At 35.6% G+C, this 18,142-nt stretch carries 17 protein-coding genes; 10 read left to right on the forward strand and 7 right to left on the reverse strand.

All coding sequences use genetic code 11. The annotated features are described in order from the left end of the window. The 5 genes from C1A05_RS00325 to rlmH (C1A05_RS00345) all read left to right on the forward strand — a co-directional run bounded on the left by C1A05_RS00325 (nucleotide 1) and on the right by rlmH (C1A05_RS00345) (nucleotide 3,942). Entirely contained in the window at nucleotides 1-909 is a 909-nt protein-coding gene (locus tag C1A05_RS00325; RefSeq protein ID WP_102026184.1) for a two-component system regulatory protein YycI, read from the forward strand. Nucleotides 910-915: 6 nt separating this feature from the next. Next, the gene (locus C1A05_RS00330; protein ID WP_102026185.1) at nucleotides 916-1,713 is read left to right on the forward strand and encodes an MBL fold metallo-hydrolase; all 798 of its coding nucleotides are present in this window, start codon (nucleotides 916-918) and stop codon (nucleotides 1,711-1,713) included. A 117-nt stretch (nucleotides 1,714-1,830) separates the two neighbouring features. Then, complete coding sequence (locus C1A05_RS00335; protein ID WP_102026186.1) at nucleotides 1,831-3,039, forward strand: S1C family serine protease; 1,209 nt, start codon at nucleotides 1,831-1,833, stop codon at nucleotides 3,037-3,039. 63 nt (nucleotides 3,040-3,102) lie between these two features. Next, the gene (locus tag C1A05_RS00340) at nucleotides 3,103-3,282 is read left to right on the forward strand and encodes a CxxH/CxxC protein (RefSeq protein ID WP_102026187.1); all 180 of its coding nucleotides are present in this window, start codon (nucleotides 3,103-3,105) and stop codon (nucleotides 3,280-3,282) included. 180 nt (nucleotides 3,283-3,462) lie between these two features. Continuing rightward, the gene (gene rlmH, locus C1A05_RS00345; RefSeq protein ID WP_102026188.1) at nucleotides 3,463-3,942 is read left to right on the forward strand and encodes a 23S rRNA (pseudouridine(1915)-N(3))-methyltransferase RlmH; all 480 of its coding nucleotides are present in this window, start codon (nucleotides 3,463-3,465) and stop codon (nucleotides 3,940-3,942) included. On the opposite strand, the gene C1A05_RS00350 is transcribed toward rlmH (C1A05_RS00345), so the two are convergent. From C1A05_RS00350 to C1A05_RS00355, 3 genes are read right to left on the reverse strand one after another with little or no spacing between them, the layout of a single operon-like run. Next, on the reverse strand, nucleotides 3,835-5,601 hold the full coding sequence (locus C1A05_RS00350; RefSeq protein ID WP_102026189.1) for a recombinase family protein: 1,767 nt from the start codon (nucleotides 5,599-5,601) through the stop codon (nucleotides 3,835-3,837). The two genes, rlmH (C1A05_RS00345) and C1A05_RS00350, sit on opposite strands and share 108 nt — an antisense overlap. Then, nucleotides 5,601-5,750, reverse strand: a complete 150-nt coding sequence (locus C1A05_RS17905; RefSeq protein ID WP_159461945.1) for a hypothetical protein — start codon at nucleotides 5,748-5,750, stop codon at nucleotides 5,601-5,603. The genes C1A05_RS00350 and C1A05_RS17905 overlap by 1 nt, the downstream gene beginning before the upstream one ends. A gap of 4 nt (nucleotides 5,751-5,754) precedes the next feature. Then, a complete protein-coding gene (locus tag C1A05_RS00355) occupies nucleotides 5,755-6,414 on the reverse strand; it encodes a helix-turn-helix transcriptional regulator (protein WP_102026190.1) in 660 nt (219 codons plus the stop codon). A gap of 207 nt (nucleotides 6,415-6,621) precedes the next feature. Between C1A05_RS00355 and C1A05_RS00360 the strand changes: the two genes are divergently transcribed. Both C1A05_RS00360 and rlmH (C1A05_RS00365) read left to right on the forward strand, forming a co-directional pair. Then, nucleotides 6,622-7,683, forward strand: a complete 1,062-nt coding sequence (locus tag C1A05_RS00360; protein WP_102026191.1) for a hypothetical protein — start codon at nucleotides 6,622-6,624, stop codon at nucleotides 7,681-7,683. A 30-nt stretch (nucleotides 7,684-7,713) separates the two neighbouring features. Then, the gene (gene rlmH, locus C1A05_RS00365; RefSeq protein ID WP_102026192.1) at nucleotides 7,714-8,193 is read left to right on the forward strand and encodes a 23S rRNA (pseudouridine(1915)-N(3))-methyltransferase RlmH; all 480 of its coding nucleotides are present in this window, start codon (nucleotides 7,714-7,716) and stop codon (nucleotides 8,191-8,193) included. Between the two features lie 317 nt (nucleotides 8,194-8,510). On the opposite strand, the gene radC is transcribed toward rlmH (C1A05_RS00365), so the two are convergent. The 4 genes from radC to C1A05_RS00385 all read right to left on the reverse strand — a co-directional run bounded on the left by radC (nucleotide 8,511) and on the right by C1A05_RS00385 (nucleotide 10,851). Beyond that, the gene (gene radC / locus C1A05_RS00370) at nucleotides 8,511-9,119 is read right to left on the reverse strand and encodes a RadC family protein (RefSeq protein ID WP_234998230.1); all 609 of its coding nucleotides are present in this window, start codon (nucleotides 9,117-9,119) and stop codon (nucleotides 8,511-8,513) included. A gap of 194 nt (nucleotides 9,120-9,313) precedes the next feature. Then, entirely contained in the window at nucleotides 9,314-10,078 is a 765-nt protein-coding gene (locus tag C1A05_RS00375) for a hypothetical protein (RefSeq protein WP_102026194.1), read from the reverse strand. Nucleotides 10,079-10,190: 112 nt separating this feature from the next. After that, entirely contained in the window at nucleotides 10,191-10,610 is a 420-nt protein-coding gene (locus tag C1A05_RS00380; protein ID WP_102026195.1) for a hypothetical protein, read from the reverse strand. Between the two features lie 37 nt (nucleotides 10,611-10,647). Next, nucleotides 10,648-10,851 carry a hypothetical protein gene (locus C1A05_RS00385; protein ID WP_145997272.1) on the reverse strand — a complete coding sequence of 68 codons (204 nt, stop codon included), beginning with the start codon at nucleotides 10,849-10,851 and terminating at the stop codon, nucleotides 10,648-10,650. A gap of 340 nt (nucleotides 10,852-11,191) precedes the next feature. Here C1A05_RS00385 and brxF point away from each other — a divergent pair, with 340 nt between their 5' ends. From brxF to C1A05_RS00400, 3 genes are read left to right on the forward strand one after another with little or no spacing between them, the layout of a single operon-like run. Next, entirely contained in the window at nucleotides 11,192-11,644 is a 453-nt protein-coding gene (gene brxF / locus C1A05_RS00390) for a BREX-3 system P-loop-containing protein BrxF (RefSeq protein WP_102026197.1), read from the forward strand. Nucleotides 11,645-11,658: 14 nt separating this feature from the next. Then, complete coding sequence (locus C1A05_RS00395; RefSeq protein WP_102026198.1) at nucleotides 11,659-15,342, forward strand: DUF6079 family protein; 3,684 nt, start codon at nucleotides 11,659-11,661, stop codon at nucleotides 15,340-15,342. Between the two features lie 10 nt (nucleotides 15,343-15,352). Beyond that, on the forward strand, nucleotides 15,353-18,142 hold the full coding sequence (locus C1A05_RS00400; protein ID WP_102026199.1) for a DNA methyltransferase: 2,790 nt from the start codon (nucleotides 15,353-15,355) through the stop codon (nucleotides 18,140-18,142).

An 18,142-nucleotide genomic window follows, 5' to 3' on the forward strand; every position in this document is an offset into this window, starting at 1 on the left:
ATGCAATGGGGACAAATTAAAACCATATTCATTATTTGTTTTCTTGTTTTAGATGTGTACTTAATCACACAGGCCGTGGTGAATGACAATGAAAATGAATCGATTGTTATTACAAGTCCAGAAACAACTTCAATAGAGGAGAAGCTGGTAGAGGAAAAAATCAATTTTGATAAGGTTCCAAAGGAGTCACCAAAAGCAACGTATATTTCTGCATTTTGGCATACCTTTACCGAAGAAGAAATCGGCCAACTAGAAGCGAAAGGACAAAAAGTAGCTTATAATGATGGAATGGTATATGCAGAGTTTGAGAAACCTGTACCCATTAAAGTAGAGAGTACTCCTGAGGACATTACGGAAATCATTGGGTCCAAAATCTTATTTGCCGATCAATATACCTTTCACCATTGGAATAAAGACGAGAATGTCATGATTTTTTTCCAGCATTATAATAACCAACCGATCTTTTATAACAATGGTGGATTATTAATGGTCTTCTTAAATGAGAAAAATGAAGCAACAAGCTATTTTCAAGCAAAGCAGGAAGAAATCGAGCAACAGGCAGAAGAAAAAGAAGTTAGTAGACCACTGGAAATTGTTGAAGTTTTATTAAATGAGGATAAAATTAGTGAAGGGGATACGATTTCCTCGATGGAACTGGGATACCATACGTTTTGGCCAGTAGGTGGTGTTCAAGCGTTCGTCCCAACATGGAAAATAAGTGTCAACGAAGCGGAAAACGTCTTCTATGTGAATGCATTGGACGGTAGAACCATTAATATTAATGAAGTAGAGTTTCTTACAGATATAAGAGAAGAAGCAAATAACTTAAAGGCACTACTAGAATTAAAAGAAGAAATGGAAGAGCAGGAAGAAACAGAGGAAGAAATCGAAGCAGAACAAGGGGAGTGAGGAGTCGTGTCATTACATTTTAGCGTTTTAGCATCAGGATCAACCGGCAATGCCTTTTATATCGGAACCGAGAATCAGAAACTCCTCGTAGATGCAGGGTTAAGTGGGAAGCAGATGGATCAATTATTTAAAGATATTCATGTTTCGCCAAGTGAGTTAAATGGAATACTAGTTACACATGAACATAGTGATCATATAAAAGGGTTAGGAATTCTAGCACGGAAATATAATTTACCTATTTACGCGAATGAAAAGACTTGGAATGCGATGGAAGGCCATATAGGGAAGCTTACGACAGATCAAAAGTTTCTATTTGATATGGAAACTACGAAAACGTTTGGAGATATAGAAGTAGAATCCTTTGGTGTGTCCCATGATGCAGCAGAACCAATGTTTTATGTGTTTCATCATGCTGGTAGAAAAGTAGCCTTAGTAACCGATACGGGCTATGTTTCTGAACGGACGAAAAAAATTATAGAAAATGCCGATGCCTTCATATTTGAATCCAATCATGATGTAGGAATGCTGCGTATGGGACGTTATCCATGGAATGTAAAACGTCGTATATTAAGTGATCTTGGCCACGTATCCAATGAGGATGCTGCCATTGCACTGACGGATGTCATCGGAAATGAAACAAAGCGCATTTATTTAGCGCATTTAAGTAAAGATAACAATATGAAAGATTTAGCACGGATGTCTGTATCGCAAATTTTAGATGAGCGTGGTTTTCATGTGGATCGAAATATTGAGCTTCATGATACCGACCCTGCCTCTCCTACGCCAATCTATAAAGTTGGATAACATGTTTAAAATTAGAAAAAAAGAGGAAAATAATTTCTATGAAGTAAATCCATTTCGTATGGTTGTTACGTATTTATAAAGACGAGAGACTATTTAAGAAAGGCCAGGTGAATCATGATGGGTTACTATGATGATCACGCACAAAGTCGAAATACCCAAAAAAAGAAACAGTGGTTCATACCGACATTGATTGGCTTTATTATAGGTGCAGTTTTAGTTGTATTAGCCTTACCTGCTCTCATAGATGCTGATATTTTACCTTATGAAATTGAAAGTGCAAATACGGAGACGAACATAGGGAATCAGACGGAAAATGCTGGACCTACGCAAACCGTAAATGTAGATATTCAGACACAAACGACGAATGTGGTTGCGGAGGTAACAGAAGCGGTTGTAGGGGTTGTAAATGTACAAGGGGATAGCTTTTGGATTGACCAGGCTAGTGATGCTGGTACCGGATCCGGTGTTATTTATAAAAAGACCGATGACGATGCCTTTGTTGTAACGAATCACCATGTTATCCAAGGTGCTGATGAAATTGAAATTTCACTAGCTGATGGAGAAAGAGTACCAGCTAAACTATTAGGTAGTGATCCTTTTAACGATTTAGCAGTGCTACGGATTGATCCAGAGCATGTAGATAAAGTCATTGAGCTTGGGAACTCCGATAATTTGAATATTGGTGAGCCTGTGCTAGCCATTGGTAGTCCATTAGGGCTTCAGTTCTCTGGATCGGTTACACAAGGTATTATTAGTGGGAAGGAACGTGTAGTTCCTCAAGATATAAATGGGGATGGCGTTGAGGATTGGAGTGCGGAGGTTATCCAAACCGATGCAGCTATCAATCCTGGTAACTCTGGTGGAGCACTCATTAATATGAAGGGGCAGTTAGTTGGCATTAATTCCATGAAAATTGCAGAATATGCTGTTGAGGGAATTGGTTTTTCCATTCCAATTAATACAGCAAAGCCTATATTAGACGACATTGAGCAAGATGGAAAAATTACGCGTCCATATATGGGGGTAACCCCAATATCGTTAACAGATATACCAAGCTACAACTGGCGCTACAGTCTAAGGTTACCTGAGGATGTTACACATGGTGTCATTGTGGATAACGTGGAGCGGATGTCACCGGCAGCTCAAGCTGGTTTAGAACCATTTGATGTGATTGTTGAATTAGATGGTGAGCCAATTCAGGATGTCATTGATTTACGTAAACATCTATATATAGATAAGCAGCCAGGAGAGGAAATGGAAGTCACCTATTACCGAAATGGTGAGAAAAATACCGTAACCATAACATTATCGGCAACGGATCTATAGGAAAAGCGGGGATAAAGATATCCTCGCTTTTTCCGTTATCTGAATAAAAAAGGAGACGAAAAGATGAAATATTATGTATGTGATCGTCATGTAGACTATGCATTAGATAAGCTTGTAAATCAGTTTGAACTTCCTCCAACACTAGAGAAATTCACAGGAGAAGACGAGTTATCAACAAACTGTGAATATTGTGGGGAAAAGTCTACATATATAGTGGCGAACATAAATTCGGACACTAAATAAAGTACAAACATATGTGCATATGTGGATAACTTTGTGTATAAGTGGATTATTTCGTGTAAAAGTTGTGAATAAAGGCGATTTTCACATGGTGTGTGGATAGTTTTGTGAATAAAATTGGTTAACTACACAATGGATTATGGTAGCATAAGGATAGCTATTCTGTTTAAGGAGTTTTAATTTATGAAAATCACAATTATTACAGTAGGAAAATTGAAGGAAAAGTATTTAAAGCAAGGCATTGCTGAATATATGAAACGATTAGGTCCTTATGCAAAAGTCGATATTGTAGAATTAGCCGATGAAAAAGCACCAGAAAACTTAAGCGCAGCTCAAGAGGAGGAAATAAAAGCTAAAGAAGGCGAGCGTATTTTGGACAAGCTATCCACAGATACCTTTGTTATCACACTAGAAATTAAAGGCAAACAGTTCACATCAGAGGAATTAGCGGCTAAATTAGATGAGCTTGCTACCTACGGAAAGAGTAAAATTGCATTTGTAATTGGTGGATCGTTAGGCTTGAGTGAAGCGGTGATGAAGCGGAGTAATATGGCATTATCTTTCTCGAAGATGACATTTCCACATCAGTTGATGCGACTTGTGTTGGTGGAGCAAGTTTATCGAGCGTTTCGGATTAATCGGGGGGAACCGTACATCTTTTAAGGGTAAAATATTAAGCGAATCCATCATTTCGCTCAACATTTTACCATCCTCATTTTCTAACATCCATGATTCAACAGGTGCAAAAAAATCCATAGAAACTGTGTCTAATAAATCCAGGGTATGTTCTTCTAATCCCTCTATTGTAAAGTCAAAGTATAGATTGATTTTCTTTATATGTCGCCCAATCCCACGAGGTGCCTCTTTGCTAATCTGTATATTCTTTATGATTAAGCGGAGTAATGCCTTTTGTTGTTCAGGCTCTGCATCCTTTATCACCTTATCAAAGTTTGCTAAAAGGTTATGCAATGCTTGAGCATCAATAGGTGTTGTATCACATTCTTCTAATTCAGTATTTAAAGCTTTAAGTTTGCTTTGGAGCTCTGCTTGTTCTTCGGTAAGCACAGTTAATTTTGGCTTGAAAATAGCAACCAGTGAGGGATCATCCATTAATTTATTCGTAATGTTATTAATTCGAACTTCTACCTTATTCAGCTTAGATTGTAATATCTTAATCTCATCATTAATTGGGGTTCTTGCATCAATACGCTTCTCATTAACATTATCAACAATCCGTTTCAATACATATGGCTCAGACACGATGCGTTCCAATTCCTCAAATACTTGTTCTTCTGCTCGATCTGCACGAATGGAATGTGCACTACATGCTTTGCTACCTTTATTGTGGAATAGTCCACATACATAATAACGGTATTTTTTACCCTTCGCTCCTTTTGATGATCCAGAAACCATCCCATATCCGCATTCAGGGCATCTAATAAGTCCATTTAATATGTATGGATTGTTAGATTGTGCAGGTTTTATTGAGCGTTTTTTTCGAGATTGCTGTACGCGATTCCATTGCTCCTGTTCGATAATGGCTTCATGTTTCCCGTCAACAAGGATATAATCTTTGTTCTTTCCTTTACGATGTTTTTCAGCCCAGTTTTCGTACCTATTAAAACGAATTTTACCTATGTACAGGGGATTGTCTAGGATTTGATTAATGGTGTTAATGGAAAAGTCAAATCCTCGTTTTGTTTTATAGCCCATGGTATTAATACGACTTACAATGGCCTTATAACCTAAATCCTGCTCGGCATAATCAAAGATTAAGCGGATGATATGAGCTTCTTCCTCATTTATCACTAAATGTTTATTGATACTGTCGTAACCTAGCACTCTTCCTCCATTGTAATAGCCTTCTTTGGCACGTTGAACCATCCCCATTTTAGCGCGGTCAATAATAGTGGAACGTTCCATTTCTGCAACTGAACTCAAAATAGTGAAAAACATCTTTCCGCCAGGGGTAGTAGTATCGATGTTTTCAGAATAACTGATTAGCTGAACATTATGGAAATCGAGCTTCTCTGCAATTTCTAATGCATCCTTTGTTTTTCGAGATAGACGATCGAGCTTATATATAATAACGGCATGAAAGTTTTCCTCCCGAGCGTCTCTCAATAGACGTTTCATTTCAGGTCTACCTTCAATACTTTTACCACTTTTTCCTTCATCGATATACTCTTCAATGATTTCAATGTTATTCTTGTTGGCGTATTCGTATAGAAGCTCTTTCTGAGCATTTATACTATATCCTTCTGTAGCTTGTTCTTCGGTACTAACACGTGCGTAAAGTACAGCTTTCATTTTGTTATCCATTATTTCTCCTCCTTAATTGTGGATGAATACGATGATTGGATCAAATCAGAAAGCAAATCAATAAAACGACTTTGGTTATTTTGCTTATCCTTTATCCACTGGGCAATGTTCTTCTCCTTTTCTTCTGTGGAATTTTCTTTTCTATTCAAAGAATCACTCGCTTTCATTCTTGTTTTTGGTTAATTCGTAAATCACATTTGAAAACTGCTTTTTCGAAATGTAGGGGTAAATCTCTTCGGTTGCTTGAAATAATTTCATGCTTTTATCAAAGGGACTTTCCTTTCTAAACAGTTCAGAGATATGAATGGAGTTTTCCATCTGATAAAGCTCTAACTCATAAATAAATCGGGATAGTAATTTAATGAAATCGATGTCTTTTACATGAGCGATTTCTTCATTCAAAACAAATCGAATTTGATTTTCACTATTTGCTTGATATACCAAGATTCCTAGGTTGGGGGCAGAATCGTCGATGATTTCAAAGTCTGTGAAGTCAATATCTACTTCAATTGGATGACCTATTGTAAATAATTTTTCCTCTTCATAAAATTCATTTGTAGCAGCTTCTAAAGGGATACCATATTCTTTAGTCAGCTTATGAATGAGTTGGAAAGAGGGCTTCTTCGATTCCCCTCGCTCAATGGCCGAGATGCTTTGGGGAGTAACACCTACTCTTTCAGCAATAGCAGTTGTTGTGTAATCTTTATCAGGATCAAGCTTTTTGACCTCCATTCTAAAGAACTTTAAACGATCTCCAAGCGAGCTTTTAGCAAGTAATTGAAATTCTAATGAATTGATTTGGCGACTGGACAAGTTATAATTCCACCTTTCGTATTTAGTACTTTACTCAATTATAACTCTTTGTTAACATAAATACAAATATACCATTTATTAAAATATATTTGTTTTTTTATTCGAGGCAATTGTTTGGTAATAGCTATCCTTATTGATGGTCGCATAAGGTTACTTGGAGCCTTGAGTACGAAGGGTTTCCCTATAAAAATATGGAGGGGTAATAAGATGTGGAGATTTAATAAAACGAAACTTGAACAGCAGCTAGCAGGTGTATATGAATTGCAACATATATTATCTAAGATTGAACCCGTCGATTGGACTTGCCCTTATGATGGGATCATTTTTCACTCTGACTTAACTGTGACAAGTAACTTTTGGAACACAGTAAAGCCTGCATCGTATTTCAGTAATGCGTGCCCCGACGATCGATACAGTTATATGCTTTCACATCCGCTATTTCAAGTTGTATGGGGAAGGATATATACTAATCTACCGAATACTATTATCAGAATTAATCCTGATATTAACCATTTAACACCCTCAGATATGTTAGATGTTATAACGTTTATTTTAGGAACTTTTAATGGTGTTGAAGTAGCATCATGGGACGAGAAAATAGATATCGATGCATTCACATCGTTAGAAGTCGCGGAAAGACTATTTGTAGGTTCTCAAAGAAACAATCCCAAAGTGCCTAGTGTAAGTAGTACAACGATTTATTGGGGGAAAAGGAATGGACAACAAGTTAAAGTATATGATAAGGCTAAGCAACGTGGTTTAAAAGGGAAGCAATTAACTAGGATAGAAAGAACACGAAAAATTCCAAAGAAAAATAGAGAAAATGCTTCTTATTTTCTGTTGAACGCAAGAAATGATGGATTTAAAAATATGAATATGGTCGATATTGATTCTATTGACGGCAGGTCTAAAATAAGGAGATTGATAAAAGCTGAAGGCTCGATAAACACTGCGTATAAGAAGTTAACGAGGGCTGAACAGAAGGCATTCAAAAAGCACTCTGCATACGTATATCCGGTTATGGATATACAGAGTGTATTAAGTAAAGATATAGAGGAATGGATGAGAAGATCTCCATTACTCCCTTTAAAGATCATTACTGAGACTTGGAAGGAAATGAGTGTTTGGGGAGGTAGAAATACGTTAGTGGCAGTAGAATGTAATCCGATAGCTCTTCAAACATATGATAAAGTAAGTATAACTGGATGGGACTTTGGTAGAAGGTATAATACAGAAAGGTTTACACATATTGAACCTATAGAATTGTAGTAAGGACTATTATATCGGGAGAGATCATAGATGCAGATACAAATTGTTAGCGTAGGGAAAGTGAAAGAAAAGTATTTAAAATTAGGTATTGCTGAGTTTGAAAAAAGATTACGACCATATTGTAAATTAACAATGGAAGAGGTAAATGATGAACAAGCTCCTGAGCAATTGAGTGATAAAGAGTTAAACCATGTAATTCAAAAAGAAGGAGAGCGGATTTTAAGTAAAATAAAGCCAAACCAATACGTCATCGCTTTGGCGATCAATGGAGAGAGTTGGTCATCAGAACAATTGGCTGATGGGATGGAGAAACTCGGTATTCATGGTAAGAGTCAAATATCATTTATTATTGGTGGATCAAATGGATTAAGTGATGATGTTCTAAATCGTGCAGATCAAAAACTATCTTTCTCAAAAATGACATTTCCACATCAATTAATGAAGCTTATCTTAATGGAGCAGGTTTATCGTGCATTCAAAATACAGAAAAATGAACCATATCATAAATGATTTATATTGATAGTTCACATCTTCGTAGGTAGGGTATTTATAAATATTTCCAGTTTCTCGAATTTCAATGTTACAATATCGGGTTGTAGCAGATTAATACATAGTAGTTGGGTATTTTTAGTTTTTGCTAGATTATAATATTTATACGGAATTCTTAGGAAACGCCTATATTCCAAGGTTTACGGTCATTTTCATTGCGCTACCCATCAAAAAAGTGATGATTTTTTCAAACTTTAGCCCATAACTTGATGATTAAAAGAGAAAGCCAGTGTTGGTGCTATTTCTAGCACTTTCACTGACTTTCTCGAAATTATTTTTTATAGATATCCTTTTTCTTTCAAACTAGTATATTTTTCATGGCCAACAATGATATGATCCAATATCTCAATACCCATCATCTTTCCAGCCTCGCCCAAGCGCTTTGTTACATTAATGTCTTCCATACTTGGTGAAACGTCTCCACTGGGGTGGTTATGTCCCACAATTGCACTAGCACAGCTACGGCGTACTAAATGATTGAACACCTCACGTGGATGTACGATACTAGCATTTAGTGAACCGACAAATACTGTTTCACGGAAAACTATCTGGTTCTTTGTGTTTAAGCCCAGAACTACAAAGTGCTCCTGCTGCAAATATTGCATATCCTTTAAATAATCAAAAGTATCTTGTGGTGAGCGTATTGTAAACCGTTGTTCAACAGGGCAAGGGTTCATCCGTGCAAGTTGTAAAGCAGCAATAATTTGCTTAGCCTTTGCTTTTCCGATTCCCTTGATTTGCAGCAGCTCATCCTCAGTTACAGCTAATAATTCCTGAATAGAAGGGTAGCGGGTAAATAGTTCATTCACTACATAACTATCTTCCTTTTCACGAGTTGTTGTTGCTAATAGATTTCTAAAAGTGATTTTATCGATTGAATTGTTCATTATAAATTCCTCCATTGTTTGTTTGATTGAATTAAAAAAGGAGAGACGAAATACGTCCCTCCCGATTGAGTTAATACTTTTTCTGCAATATACTGTTGTTGAGAGATGTTTTAGATGAGTTCATGTGCTGATGGGCTCATCTATTTTTGTGCAATAAAAAAAGCACATCGACCGCATCTGCAATCCATGTGCTTTCAATCAATATGGTTTTGTTCATCCATCGTTCTCACCTCCTTCAGCATCAGTAAATCTTGAATAAAGTCCGATGCCTGTTTCTTGGTTAACTGTGTACTACGCTCAACTCCAAAAGTCAACTTCATCAATTCCTTTGCAACATCTGTCGGCATGTCCATTTCATTCACGATACTGAAGATCTTTTGAAGTTGGGCTTTTGTTGCTTGTTCACCACCTCCTTTATTAGCTTTTGTTTTCGCTTGTGAAAAATCTTCAATGTCTTGGGTGAAGATACCACTTGAACGTGTTGCAGATAGAACTGCATCAATTAACGCTCTCTTTTTTGCCATCTTTAACACGGTGTTGACGATTGTGTAAGGATCTTGTTGCTGAAAGGAAGATTCCTTGCTATTGCATGAACCTAGGCCTTCAGCTTCAACGAGCCCATTGTCTTTGCGTATTAGTGTCATCTTCACTTCATAAGCGAATATACCTGAATCCCATTGTTCGATGCGATTGACAACATCTGCTGTTTTCGAAAACCCAAATACATCACATAGTTTCTCAGCACCTGGTTTTAGTAATGTAGGCTTTGAAAATCCATTCACTAACCCGTAATCAACACCTTTTACCATTACTTCATCAACGAATGTTTGTAGTTCTTCTACCCGTCGTTTTGATTCGATAGTCGATACGACAATATTAGGTAGTGAAACAATTTCAGATTCACTGTTGTTGGAAAAGGGTACTATATTGTTCCTTTTCGAATGCATACCTGATTTCATATAATTCTCACCCCCTTTCAATAGATTAAGACTTTTTATTAATTGCATCTGAAAGCTTGGATAATCCCTGAGAAGCCACCATTAATAGTAACTTGCCTGCATTGAGATTTAGTTAATTACCTTTACTGAATGCTTTAGATGAAATGTCTAATGACTTAGTTACCAAGCTGTGTGCTGATTGATTCAATTTCTCCAAGCTGTTTGTAACATTTAACAATACATCTTCACCGTTTGCTTCCAGAGAATTTGCAGCATTGCTAAGTACATGCGAAACTCGTTCTTTAGTAGAAACATAATCTTTCAAATCATCTTCATGTAATGACTCGACTTCCTTTATAGCAGATTGAATCTTACTTCTACTAGCTAGTAAATGAGATAGCCTTACGTAGTCATTGCATTCAATGGAATTAACTATCTCAACTTTAATTCTTTCATTTTCATTTAATAATGACTGATAGATTGTTTTAATCTCTGGAATAGGAACTCCTTTCCCATTAATCAATTCATGATCCAGCCATAAGTTCTTCCGCATAATAAAATTCCTCCTAAATGTTATTGGATAAACCTAATTATTTGTTGAAGTGGTGATAACCCTTGAGTGTTAACTTCAATACCAATTCATCTGACTTACTTTTCATAGTCAGAATGAGTCCATCGTCCTCAAGTTTTGATAGGTCAACAATTTGAATGTCGTACTTCACTAGAAACTTGGCAGGTATCCATTTGTTTAGTTTTTTAGCTTCAATAAGAATCTTTACCAATGAGTTGTTCATCTCCATTCCACCTTTCATAGTGCGCTCCTCTCACCACGCATGTCGTCTCTGTAATGCAAAAAAACCGTTATCTATCCATAGGGATAAACAACGGTCTATATAAGGGGTGGGGCATGAAACGGATGGGTACCCCCTTTCGTATATGAATGGTGGTAGCGGGAGAAAATTTGTATGGTTTTTAAGCTATATAAAATCACTGGAATATGGTTCCTTAGTAAGGAAGTATAAAATAGGAAAAAAGACATAAGGAAATATCGTTAATTCAAGTGAATCCGTTCCCATCTATCTTCCAATCGTGTAATATTGATATAAGGATATCTCTATAAAAAGAGGTGAATAAATGAATATTATCGAGAGGCTAAAAGAAGAAATCCTGGCTATACGAAGACAAAGGTACCAATTCTTACTTTTGAAGCATCAACAAAGTAATGAAAAAGAACTACATGATGGAATTGGAAAAATGGGTATTCCATCTGTTAATGTAAATAAGGAATTAGCTATACGATTAAAAGATGTACCAGTATCTAGACGACAACGAGTAGTAAAAGATGAACTGCAACAAATAACAAATAGATTTGACAATGATGTTATTTTCTTAAGTCGAGTACACTATTTATTTGACGAAGAGCTAAAACAAAATCCAATTGGCTTATTCGAATATATCAGTGGCAACAAGGTAATTCTAATTGATTGGCCAGGCGAAGTAGCTAGGGGATCTACAAAATATGGAACACCTGATCATCCAGAGTATTTTGAAGCAGACGGATTTGAAGATCATATTATACATGTCTAAAAGGAGAGGTCATTATGCAATATCGTGATTTGATTCAATTTGATCCAGTCGAAACAATTGTACAGTTGAAAGAATCCACCAATACCGAAAAGGCATTCGAATTAGTTGATACATACGTAATTTCTGACCGTATGGCAGAAGTGATAAACGAAACGATTATTGAGCAATTACAATTTGAACGACCTGCAGATAATAAAGGGTTACTCGTTGTAGGTAACTATGGAACGGGTAAATCACACTTAATGAGTGTTATTTCAACGATAGCCGAACTCAGGGACTCTGCTGAAAGGGTTAATCACTCACAAGTAGCAAAAAAAGCAAAAGAGATTGAAGGTAAATTTAAGGTTCTTCGTACAGAGTTAGACGGTATACGTATGTCTCTTCAGGAATTTGTGTTTGGAGAACTGACTGATTATCTACAATCAATTGGAGTTGATTACGAGGCTCCAGACCTAGAAAAAATACGAAGCAATAAAGATGAATTAATCAAGATGATGGCTACTTTTGAAGAAGAGTATCCAGAACAAGGTTTACTTTTGATTGTGGATGAGTTACTTGATTATTTACGTTCTCGAAATGAACAAGAACTTATGCTCGACTTAAACTTCTTACGTGCAATGGGTGAAATATGTGGAACATCTCGTTTCCGATTCATTACCGGGATCCAGGAAATGTTGTTTGATAATCCAAAATTCTCGTTTGTTGCCGAACAACTTAGCCGCGTAAAAGAGAGGACAGAACAAGCCGTTATTGTACGTGAGGATATTGAATATGTAGTTTCAAAACGTTTACTACGAAAAGACGATCGACAAAAGGCTATTATTCGAGAACATTTACAACGGTTTACACCGCTATATAATAAATTAAATGAACAACTAGAAAAGTACGTTGAATTGTTTCCAATCCATCCATCTTACTTATCTACATTTGAAAGAGTAACAGTAGCAGAAAAACGTGTAATTCTGAAAACATTAAGCCTCGAAATGAAAAAATTGCTTGAACGAGAAGTGCCAAATGACCAACCGGGATTCATTTCGTATGATAGTTATTGGCCATATATTGAAGGGGATAAGGCATTAAAAGCAAACCCAAATGTTAAAGAAGTGATGTCAAAAGCGACAATTTTATTAGACCGTATTGAAAATGCTTTTACGAAACCATTATATCGTCCAATGGCGTATCGTGTCGTTCAAGCACTTTCCGTTTTCCGATTAACAACAGATAATATTTTTTCAAAAGTTGGGGTTACTGCTGAGGAATTACGTGACCAACTATTTTTGTATGCTCAACTTCCAGAAGAAGACTCTGAATTTCTAAGAGGCTTAATTGAGGTAGTTTTAAAGGAAATACAGAAAACAGTGAGTTACCAATATATTTCAGTCAATCAAGAAAACGGACAATATTATCTAGATTTACAAAAGGATATTGATGTAGATAGTTTAATTGAACAAAAAGCCGAAATGTTAAGTAAAGACAAAATGGATCAATATTATTTTGATGTGCTTTCTGTACAAACAGGTAATACTACAGAAACTAGATATAGATCTAATTATCGTATATGGCAACATGAGCTCCCATGGTATGAGCATAAAGTAACTCGTCCAGGCTACTTGTTCTTCGGTTACCCTGATGAGCGTTCCACTACTCAACCGGAACGAGATTTTTATATTTATATGCTACCTATTTTTGATAAGAAACATTTAAAAAATGAAAATAAACCAGATGAGGTATTCTTCGTACTGGAAACAAAAGATGAAGATTTTTATCGCAATTTAAGATTCTATGCTGGTGCTAGAGAATTGGCAACGACGGCCTCTAGTGGCTCACGTAATCTATATGAAGATAAGGCTTCTCATTATATGAAGCAACTTACTGCATGGTTTAAGGTAAATATGCCGACAGCTTATAAAATGACGTATAAAGGTGAGACAAAACGAATTGCGGAATGGAGTATTTCAGCACCTGCACAAGCATCTGTCAAAGAGGTAATTGATGCTGCTGCAGATGATTGCTTGAACGGATGGTTCAATGATAAGTATCCGGATTATCCGACATTCCGTAATATTAGAGAGCCAATTACAAGAAGTAGTATGATTACTACGTACATCCCTGAAGCTATTCGAAATATCAAACAACCTAAAACAAAAAATGGAATTACAATTTTAGATGGGCTAGTCCTTCTTGATGAAAATCAAAAGTTAAATGTTCGTAAATCAGGTTATGCCAAATGGGTAATTGAAGTATTGGAATCAAAATCGGAAGGACAAGTTGTTAATGCCTCTGAATTATTGGATATTATTGAGACATTTAATAAAAATGAAGAAGTAAAAAGAACCGTAAAATTTGATTTGGAACCTGAATTATTTGCAGTGCTTCTAGCAGCACTCGTCTTTAACGGTGACATTGTGATTACAATTAATGGTGCTACATATGACGGGATGAAATTTGACGAGCTGATTAGGTTATCTGCTGAACAAATTGCTGATTTTACTCATATTAAAAAACCAAGTGATTTACCATTAGCTGCACTAGGAGAGCTATTTGATTTATTCAATATAGGTAGAGGGTTACTACAAAATAATGCCCTCCAATTAGCTGTAGGACAATTAAATAGGGAGTCAAAACTGTTATTGGATAAGGTAGTTCGATTAGACCATGAAATTAAAAATGGCATACCTTTCTTAGATGTAACATTATTTAATACGGATCAAGTAAACGATTTCCGTAAAGAACTTGCGAAATTAAAATCATTTTTAAATGATTTACAAATTTATGATACACCTGCAAAGCTGAAAAACTTTAAATTCAGTGTAGATGAAGTCATTGAGCAGAAGGAACGTATAACCTTAACCAATAATTTAATTGAACAACAAAAACGTACGATAGAGATATCGCAGGAAGCAATGTATTTGGTTAATGCACAAAACCATTTGCTATCATCTCATGAGTGGAATAGAAAAGTTGAAGGGGCATTAGAAGACCTTATTCATGCGTTAAGAAACAATGAAGATGGTCAGCAAGAAAGACAGGCTCTAAGGAAATTAAAAGAGGAATATTACTCAATTTATTTAGCTCTTCATGATAAAGCAAGAATTAACGCAACAGAAGAAAATAAAAAAGAAGCTTTATTAACAGATAACAGAGTAGATGCCTTGCGAAAGCTTTCAAAGATTTCCCTGCTTTCATCTCAACCTCTTGATCAATGGTTACAAAAAGTGGATGATATGATTGCATGCTGGGATTTAACAAAAGAGAAGTTAGAGCATTCGCCAATTTGTAAAGCTTGTCATTTTAGACCAAAAGATGAGCCATATACTCGCCATCAGAATTTAGACGAACTAGAAGAAGAGTTAGAAGATTTATTGACTAATTGGACTTCTACATTACTTACGACTTTACGTGATCCAGAAATAAAAGAGAACATTGATATGCTACAGCCGGATCAAAGACAATTAGTTAATGAATTTATTCAACAACAAACATTAACATTACCTATCAATATAAGGCTTGTCGAGGCAATTACAATTCTACTTCAAGGAATTGAGAAGGTAACTATTACTGTAACTGAATTAGAGCAGATGATGAACAATGGACAGCCATTAACTGTTGAAGAACTAAAGCAGCGTTTTGATCAAATGCTACTACAAAAAGTTGGGACTCAACCGAAAAATAATGTGCGAATTTTATTAAACGTGTAGGAGGTAAACCATGTCTGAAAAAGTTGAACAAGCAACCTTGTTCGAAGAAGAAGCAACAAAAGGCCCAGTTACATGTCTGGGTCTCACTTTTAATAATGATGATGAACGAAGAGAACATTTTCGGGAAGAATTACGGAAAAAATTACCTGAATTAAAAAAACTTGAAGGATTTCCAATTGGATCAGATGAAGATATTATCGGACTTTCTGATCCGCCTTTTTATACAGTTTGCCCTAATCCTTGGCTTAATGAGATTATTAGGGAATGGAACTTTAAGTCCGAGAATATAACAACGGATGAAAAATACAAGGTTGAACCTTTTGCAAGTGATGTAAGTGAAGGAAAAAATGACCCTATCTATATGGCGCATAGTTATCATACTAAAGTTCCACATAAGGCTGTAATGAGGTACATTCTTCATTATACAAAACCTAATGATATAATTTTGGATGGTTTTTCTGGAACCGGAATGACAGGTGTAGCTGCTAACCATTGTGGTAAAAAAGAAGAAATTAGTAGCCTTGGGTTTCAGGTACTAAACGATGGGACTATTCAAGATATGGAAGGAAACAAGGTTTCTAAAGTGGGTGAAAGAAACGTAATTTTAAATGATTTAGCCCCTGCTGCAACCTTCATTACTAACTGTTTTAATGCTGGATTTGATTTTAGTAAATTACACGGAAAACTATTAAGTATAATTAGTGAGGTCGAAGAAGAATATGGTTGGCTATTTGAAACTAATCATACACTGAATAATAAACTTTTAGATAAAAAAAACACTAAAGGTAAAATTAATTATATAGTATGGAGCGATGTATTTTCTTGTCCTACCTGTTCGAGTGAATTGAAATATTGGGATATTGCTGTAGATTTAGAGAATAAGAAGGTAAAAAGTGAGTTTCTATGCCCAAATTGTAATTCGCAACTAAGTAAAAGAAGTTTACAAAGGAAATTCAATACATTTTATGATGTTGATTTAGGTTACACAATCAATCAAGCAGAAATAGTACCTGTCTTGATAAATTATTCAGTAGGAACATCGAGGTTTGAAAAAATACCTGACAAGCAAGATATGGAACTATTGGAGAAAGTCAGGGATATGAAAATAGATAGTTTTATCCCAATTGAGAAATTACCTGAAGGTTATAATACTGAACAACCTATTAATAGTCATGGTTTTACGCACATTCACCACTTAATGTCCAGAAGGAATAATATTATTATAAGCAAAGTAATTGAAAAGATAAAAAAGACGATAGGGATAAATGAGGCTCTATTCTTTATTACAGCCTCTATACCTAATTTAACTTGGATGTATCGTTGGAGAGCTAGTGGAAAAGGAGGTATTATGACAGGAACATACTACATATGTTCAACTCCACAGGAAAACAACGCATTTAACCAGTTAAAAAGGAAATTAGCTGATATATCAAATGTAAATTTTAAGAAAACAAATAGAGCTATATCAACACAGTCATCAACTTCTTTAACAAATATTGACGAAAATTCAATAGATTATATTTTTACTGATCCTCCCTTTGGTGCCAATATAATGTATTCCGAACTTAATTTTTATTGGGAAGCGTGGCTAAGAGTCTTCTCAAATAATAATTCAGAAGCGATAATAAATACAGTTCAGAGAAAGGCTTTACCTGATTATCAAAGGCTTATGGAAGAGTGCTTTAGTCAATTTTATAGACTTTTAAAACCGGGAAGATGGATGACAGTAGAATTTAGTAACTCTCAATCTTCGGTTTGGAACGCAATTCGGGAAGCTATTGAGCGCGTTGGCTTTGTTATAGCTAATGTTTCTGCTTTAGATAAAAAACAAGGTAGTTTTATGGCGGTAACTTCAACTACTGCAGTAAAGCAAGATCTAGTAATTACAGCATATAAACCTACTAATGAGAGTATCAAAAAGATAAAAGAGGTCATAAATACTGAAGATTCAGCTTGGGAATTTATAAACCAACACTTAGAAAAACTACCAGTTTTTTTAGGTGGAAAAGGAAAAACCGCAATTATTACTGAACGAACACCACGTATCTTATTCGACAGAATGATAGCTTATCACGTTCAAAATGGACTTCCAGTACCTATTTCATCCGCTGAATTTCAATCTAAAATTAGTCAAAGGTTTCCAATGAGGGATGGAATGGTGTTCCTTGAGAGTCAAGTTGCCGAATATGATAAGAAAAGAACACTTGTAAAAGAGTTTTCTCAATTAAGTTTATTTGTTTCGGATGAGAACAGTGCTATCGAATGGATTCGTCAACAATTGATGAATAAACCTCAAACTAGGCAAGATCTTCATCCTAACTTTATGAGAGAGATTCAACATATTGCAAAACATGAATTATTACCTGAACTAGATGATCTATTAGAACAGAACTTCCTAATGTACGATGGTAATGAAGATGTTCCAAGCCAGATCCATGGTTATTTAAGCTCTAATTATAAGGATTTACGTAATTTGGAAAAATCAGATTCAAGGTTAAAGGAAAAAGGGAAGAATCGTTGGTATGTTCCTGATCCAAATAAACAAGCGGATTTAGAAAAATTACGTGAAAAGTCATTGTTACGTGAGTTTGAAAGCTATAAAACTGAAATTGAAGGTAACAAAAAGAAACTAAAACAGTTCCGTACAGAAGCAATTCGTACTGGATTTAAAAAGGCCTGGAGCGAAAAAGACTTCGAGACAATTGTAAAAGTAGGAGAACGATTACCTGAAAAAGTAATTCAAGAAGATGATAAATTACTGATGTATTTTGATCAAGCGCAAATCCGCATAGGAATGTAG

The sequence above is a fragment of the Salirhabdus sp. Marseille-P4669 genome (assembly GCF_900240405.1).
In the GTDB taxonomy this organism is placed as follows: domain Bacteria; phylum Bacillota; class Bacilli; order Bacillales; family Alkalibacillaceae; genus OEQK01.

Excerpts from the sequence above, each read along its gene's own strand:
- C1A05_RS00325 (WP_102026184.1), top strand. The coding sequence starts at position 1 with ATGCAATGGGGACAAATTAAAACCATATTCATTATTTGTTTTCTTGTT.
- C1A05_RS00335 (WP_102026186.1), top strand. The coding sequence starts at position 1,831 with ATGGGTTACTATGATGATCACGCACAAAGTCGAAATACCCAAAAAAAG.
- C1A05_RS00340 (WP_102026187.1), top strand. The coding sequence starts at position 3,103 with ATGAAATATTATGTATGTGATCGTCATGTAGACTATGCATTAGATAAG.
- rlmH (WP_102026188.1), top strand. The coding sequence starts at position 3,463 with ATGAAAATCACAATTATTACAGTAGGAAAATTGAAGGAAAAGTATTTA.
- C1A05_RS00350 (WP_102026189.1), bottom strand. The coding sequence starts at position 5,601 with ATGGATAACAAAATGAAAGCTGTACTTTACGCACGTGTTAGTACCGAA.
- C1A05_RS00360 (WP_102026191.1), top strand. The coding sequence starts at position 6,622 with ATGTGGAGATTTAATAAAACGAAACTTGAACAGCAGCTAGCAGGTGTA.
- rlmH (WP_102026192.1), top strand. The coding sequence starts at position 7,714 with ATGCAGATACAAATTGTTAGCGTAGGGAAAGTGAAAGAAAAGTATTTA.
- radC (WP_234998230.1), bottom strand. The coding sequence starts at position 9,119 with ATGAACAATTCAATCGATAAAATCACTTTTAGAAATCTATTAGCAACA.
- C1A05_RS00375 (WP_102026194.1), bottom strand. The coding sequence starts at position 10,078 with ATGAAATCAGGTATGCATTCGAAAAGGAACAATATAGTACCCTTTTCC.
- C1A05_RS00380 (WP_102026195.1), bottom strand. The coding sequence starts at position 10,610 with ATGCGGAAGAACTTATGGCTGGATCATGAATTGATTAATGGGAAAGGA.
- C1A05_RS00385 (WP_145997272.1), bottom strand. The coding sequence starts at position 10,851 with ATGAACAACTCATTGGTAAAGATTCTTATTGAAGCTAAAAAACTAAAC.
- brxF (WP_102026197.1), top strand. The coding sequence starts at position 11,192 with ATGAATATTATCGAGAGGCTAAAAGAAGAAATCCTGGCTATACGAAGA.
- C1A05_RS00395 (WP_102026198.1), top strand. The coding sequence starts at position 11,659 with ATGCAATATCGTGATTTGATTCAATTTGATCCAGTCGAAACAATTGTA.
- C1A05_RS00400 (WP_102026199.1), top strand. The coding sequence starts at position 15,353 with ATGTCTGAAAAAGTTGAACAAGCAACCTTGTTCGAAGAAGAAGCAACA.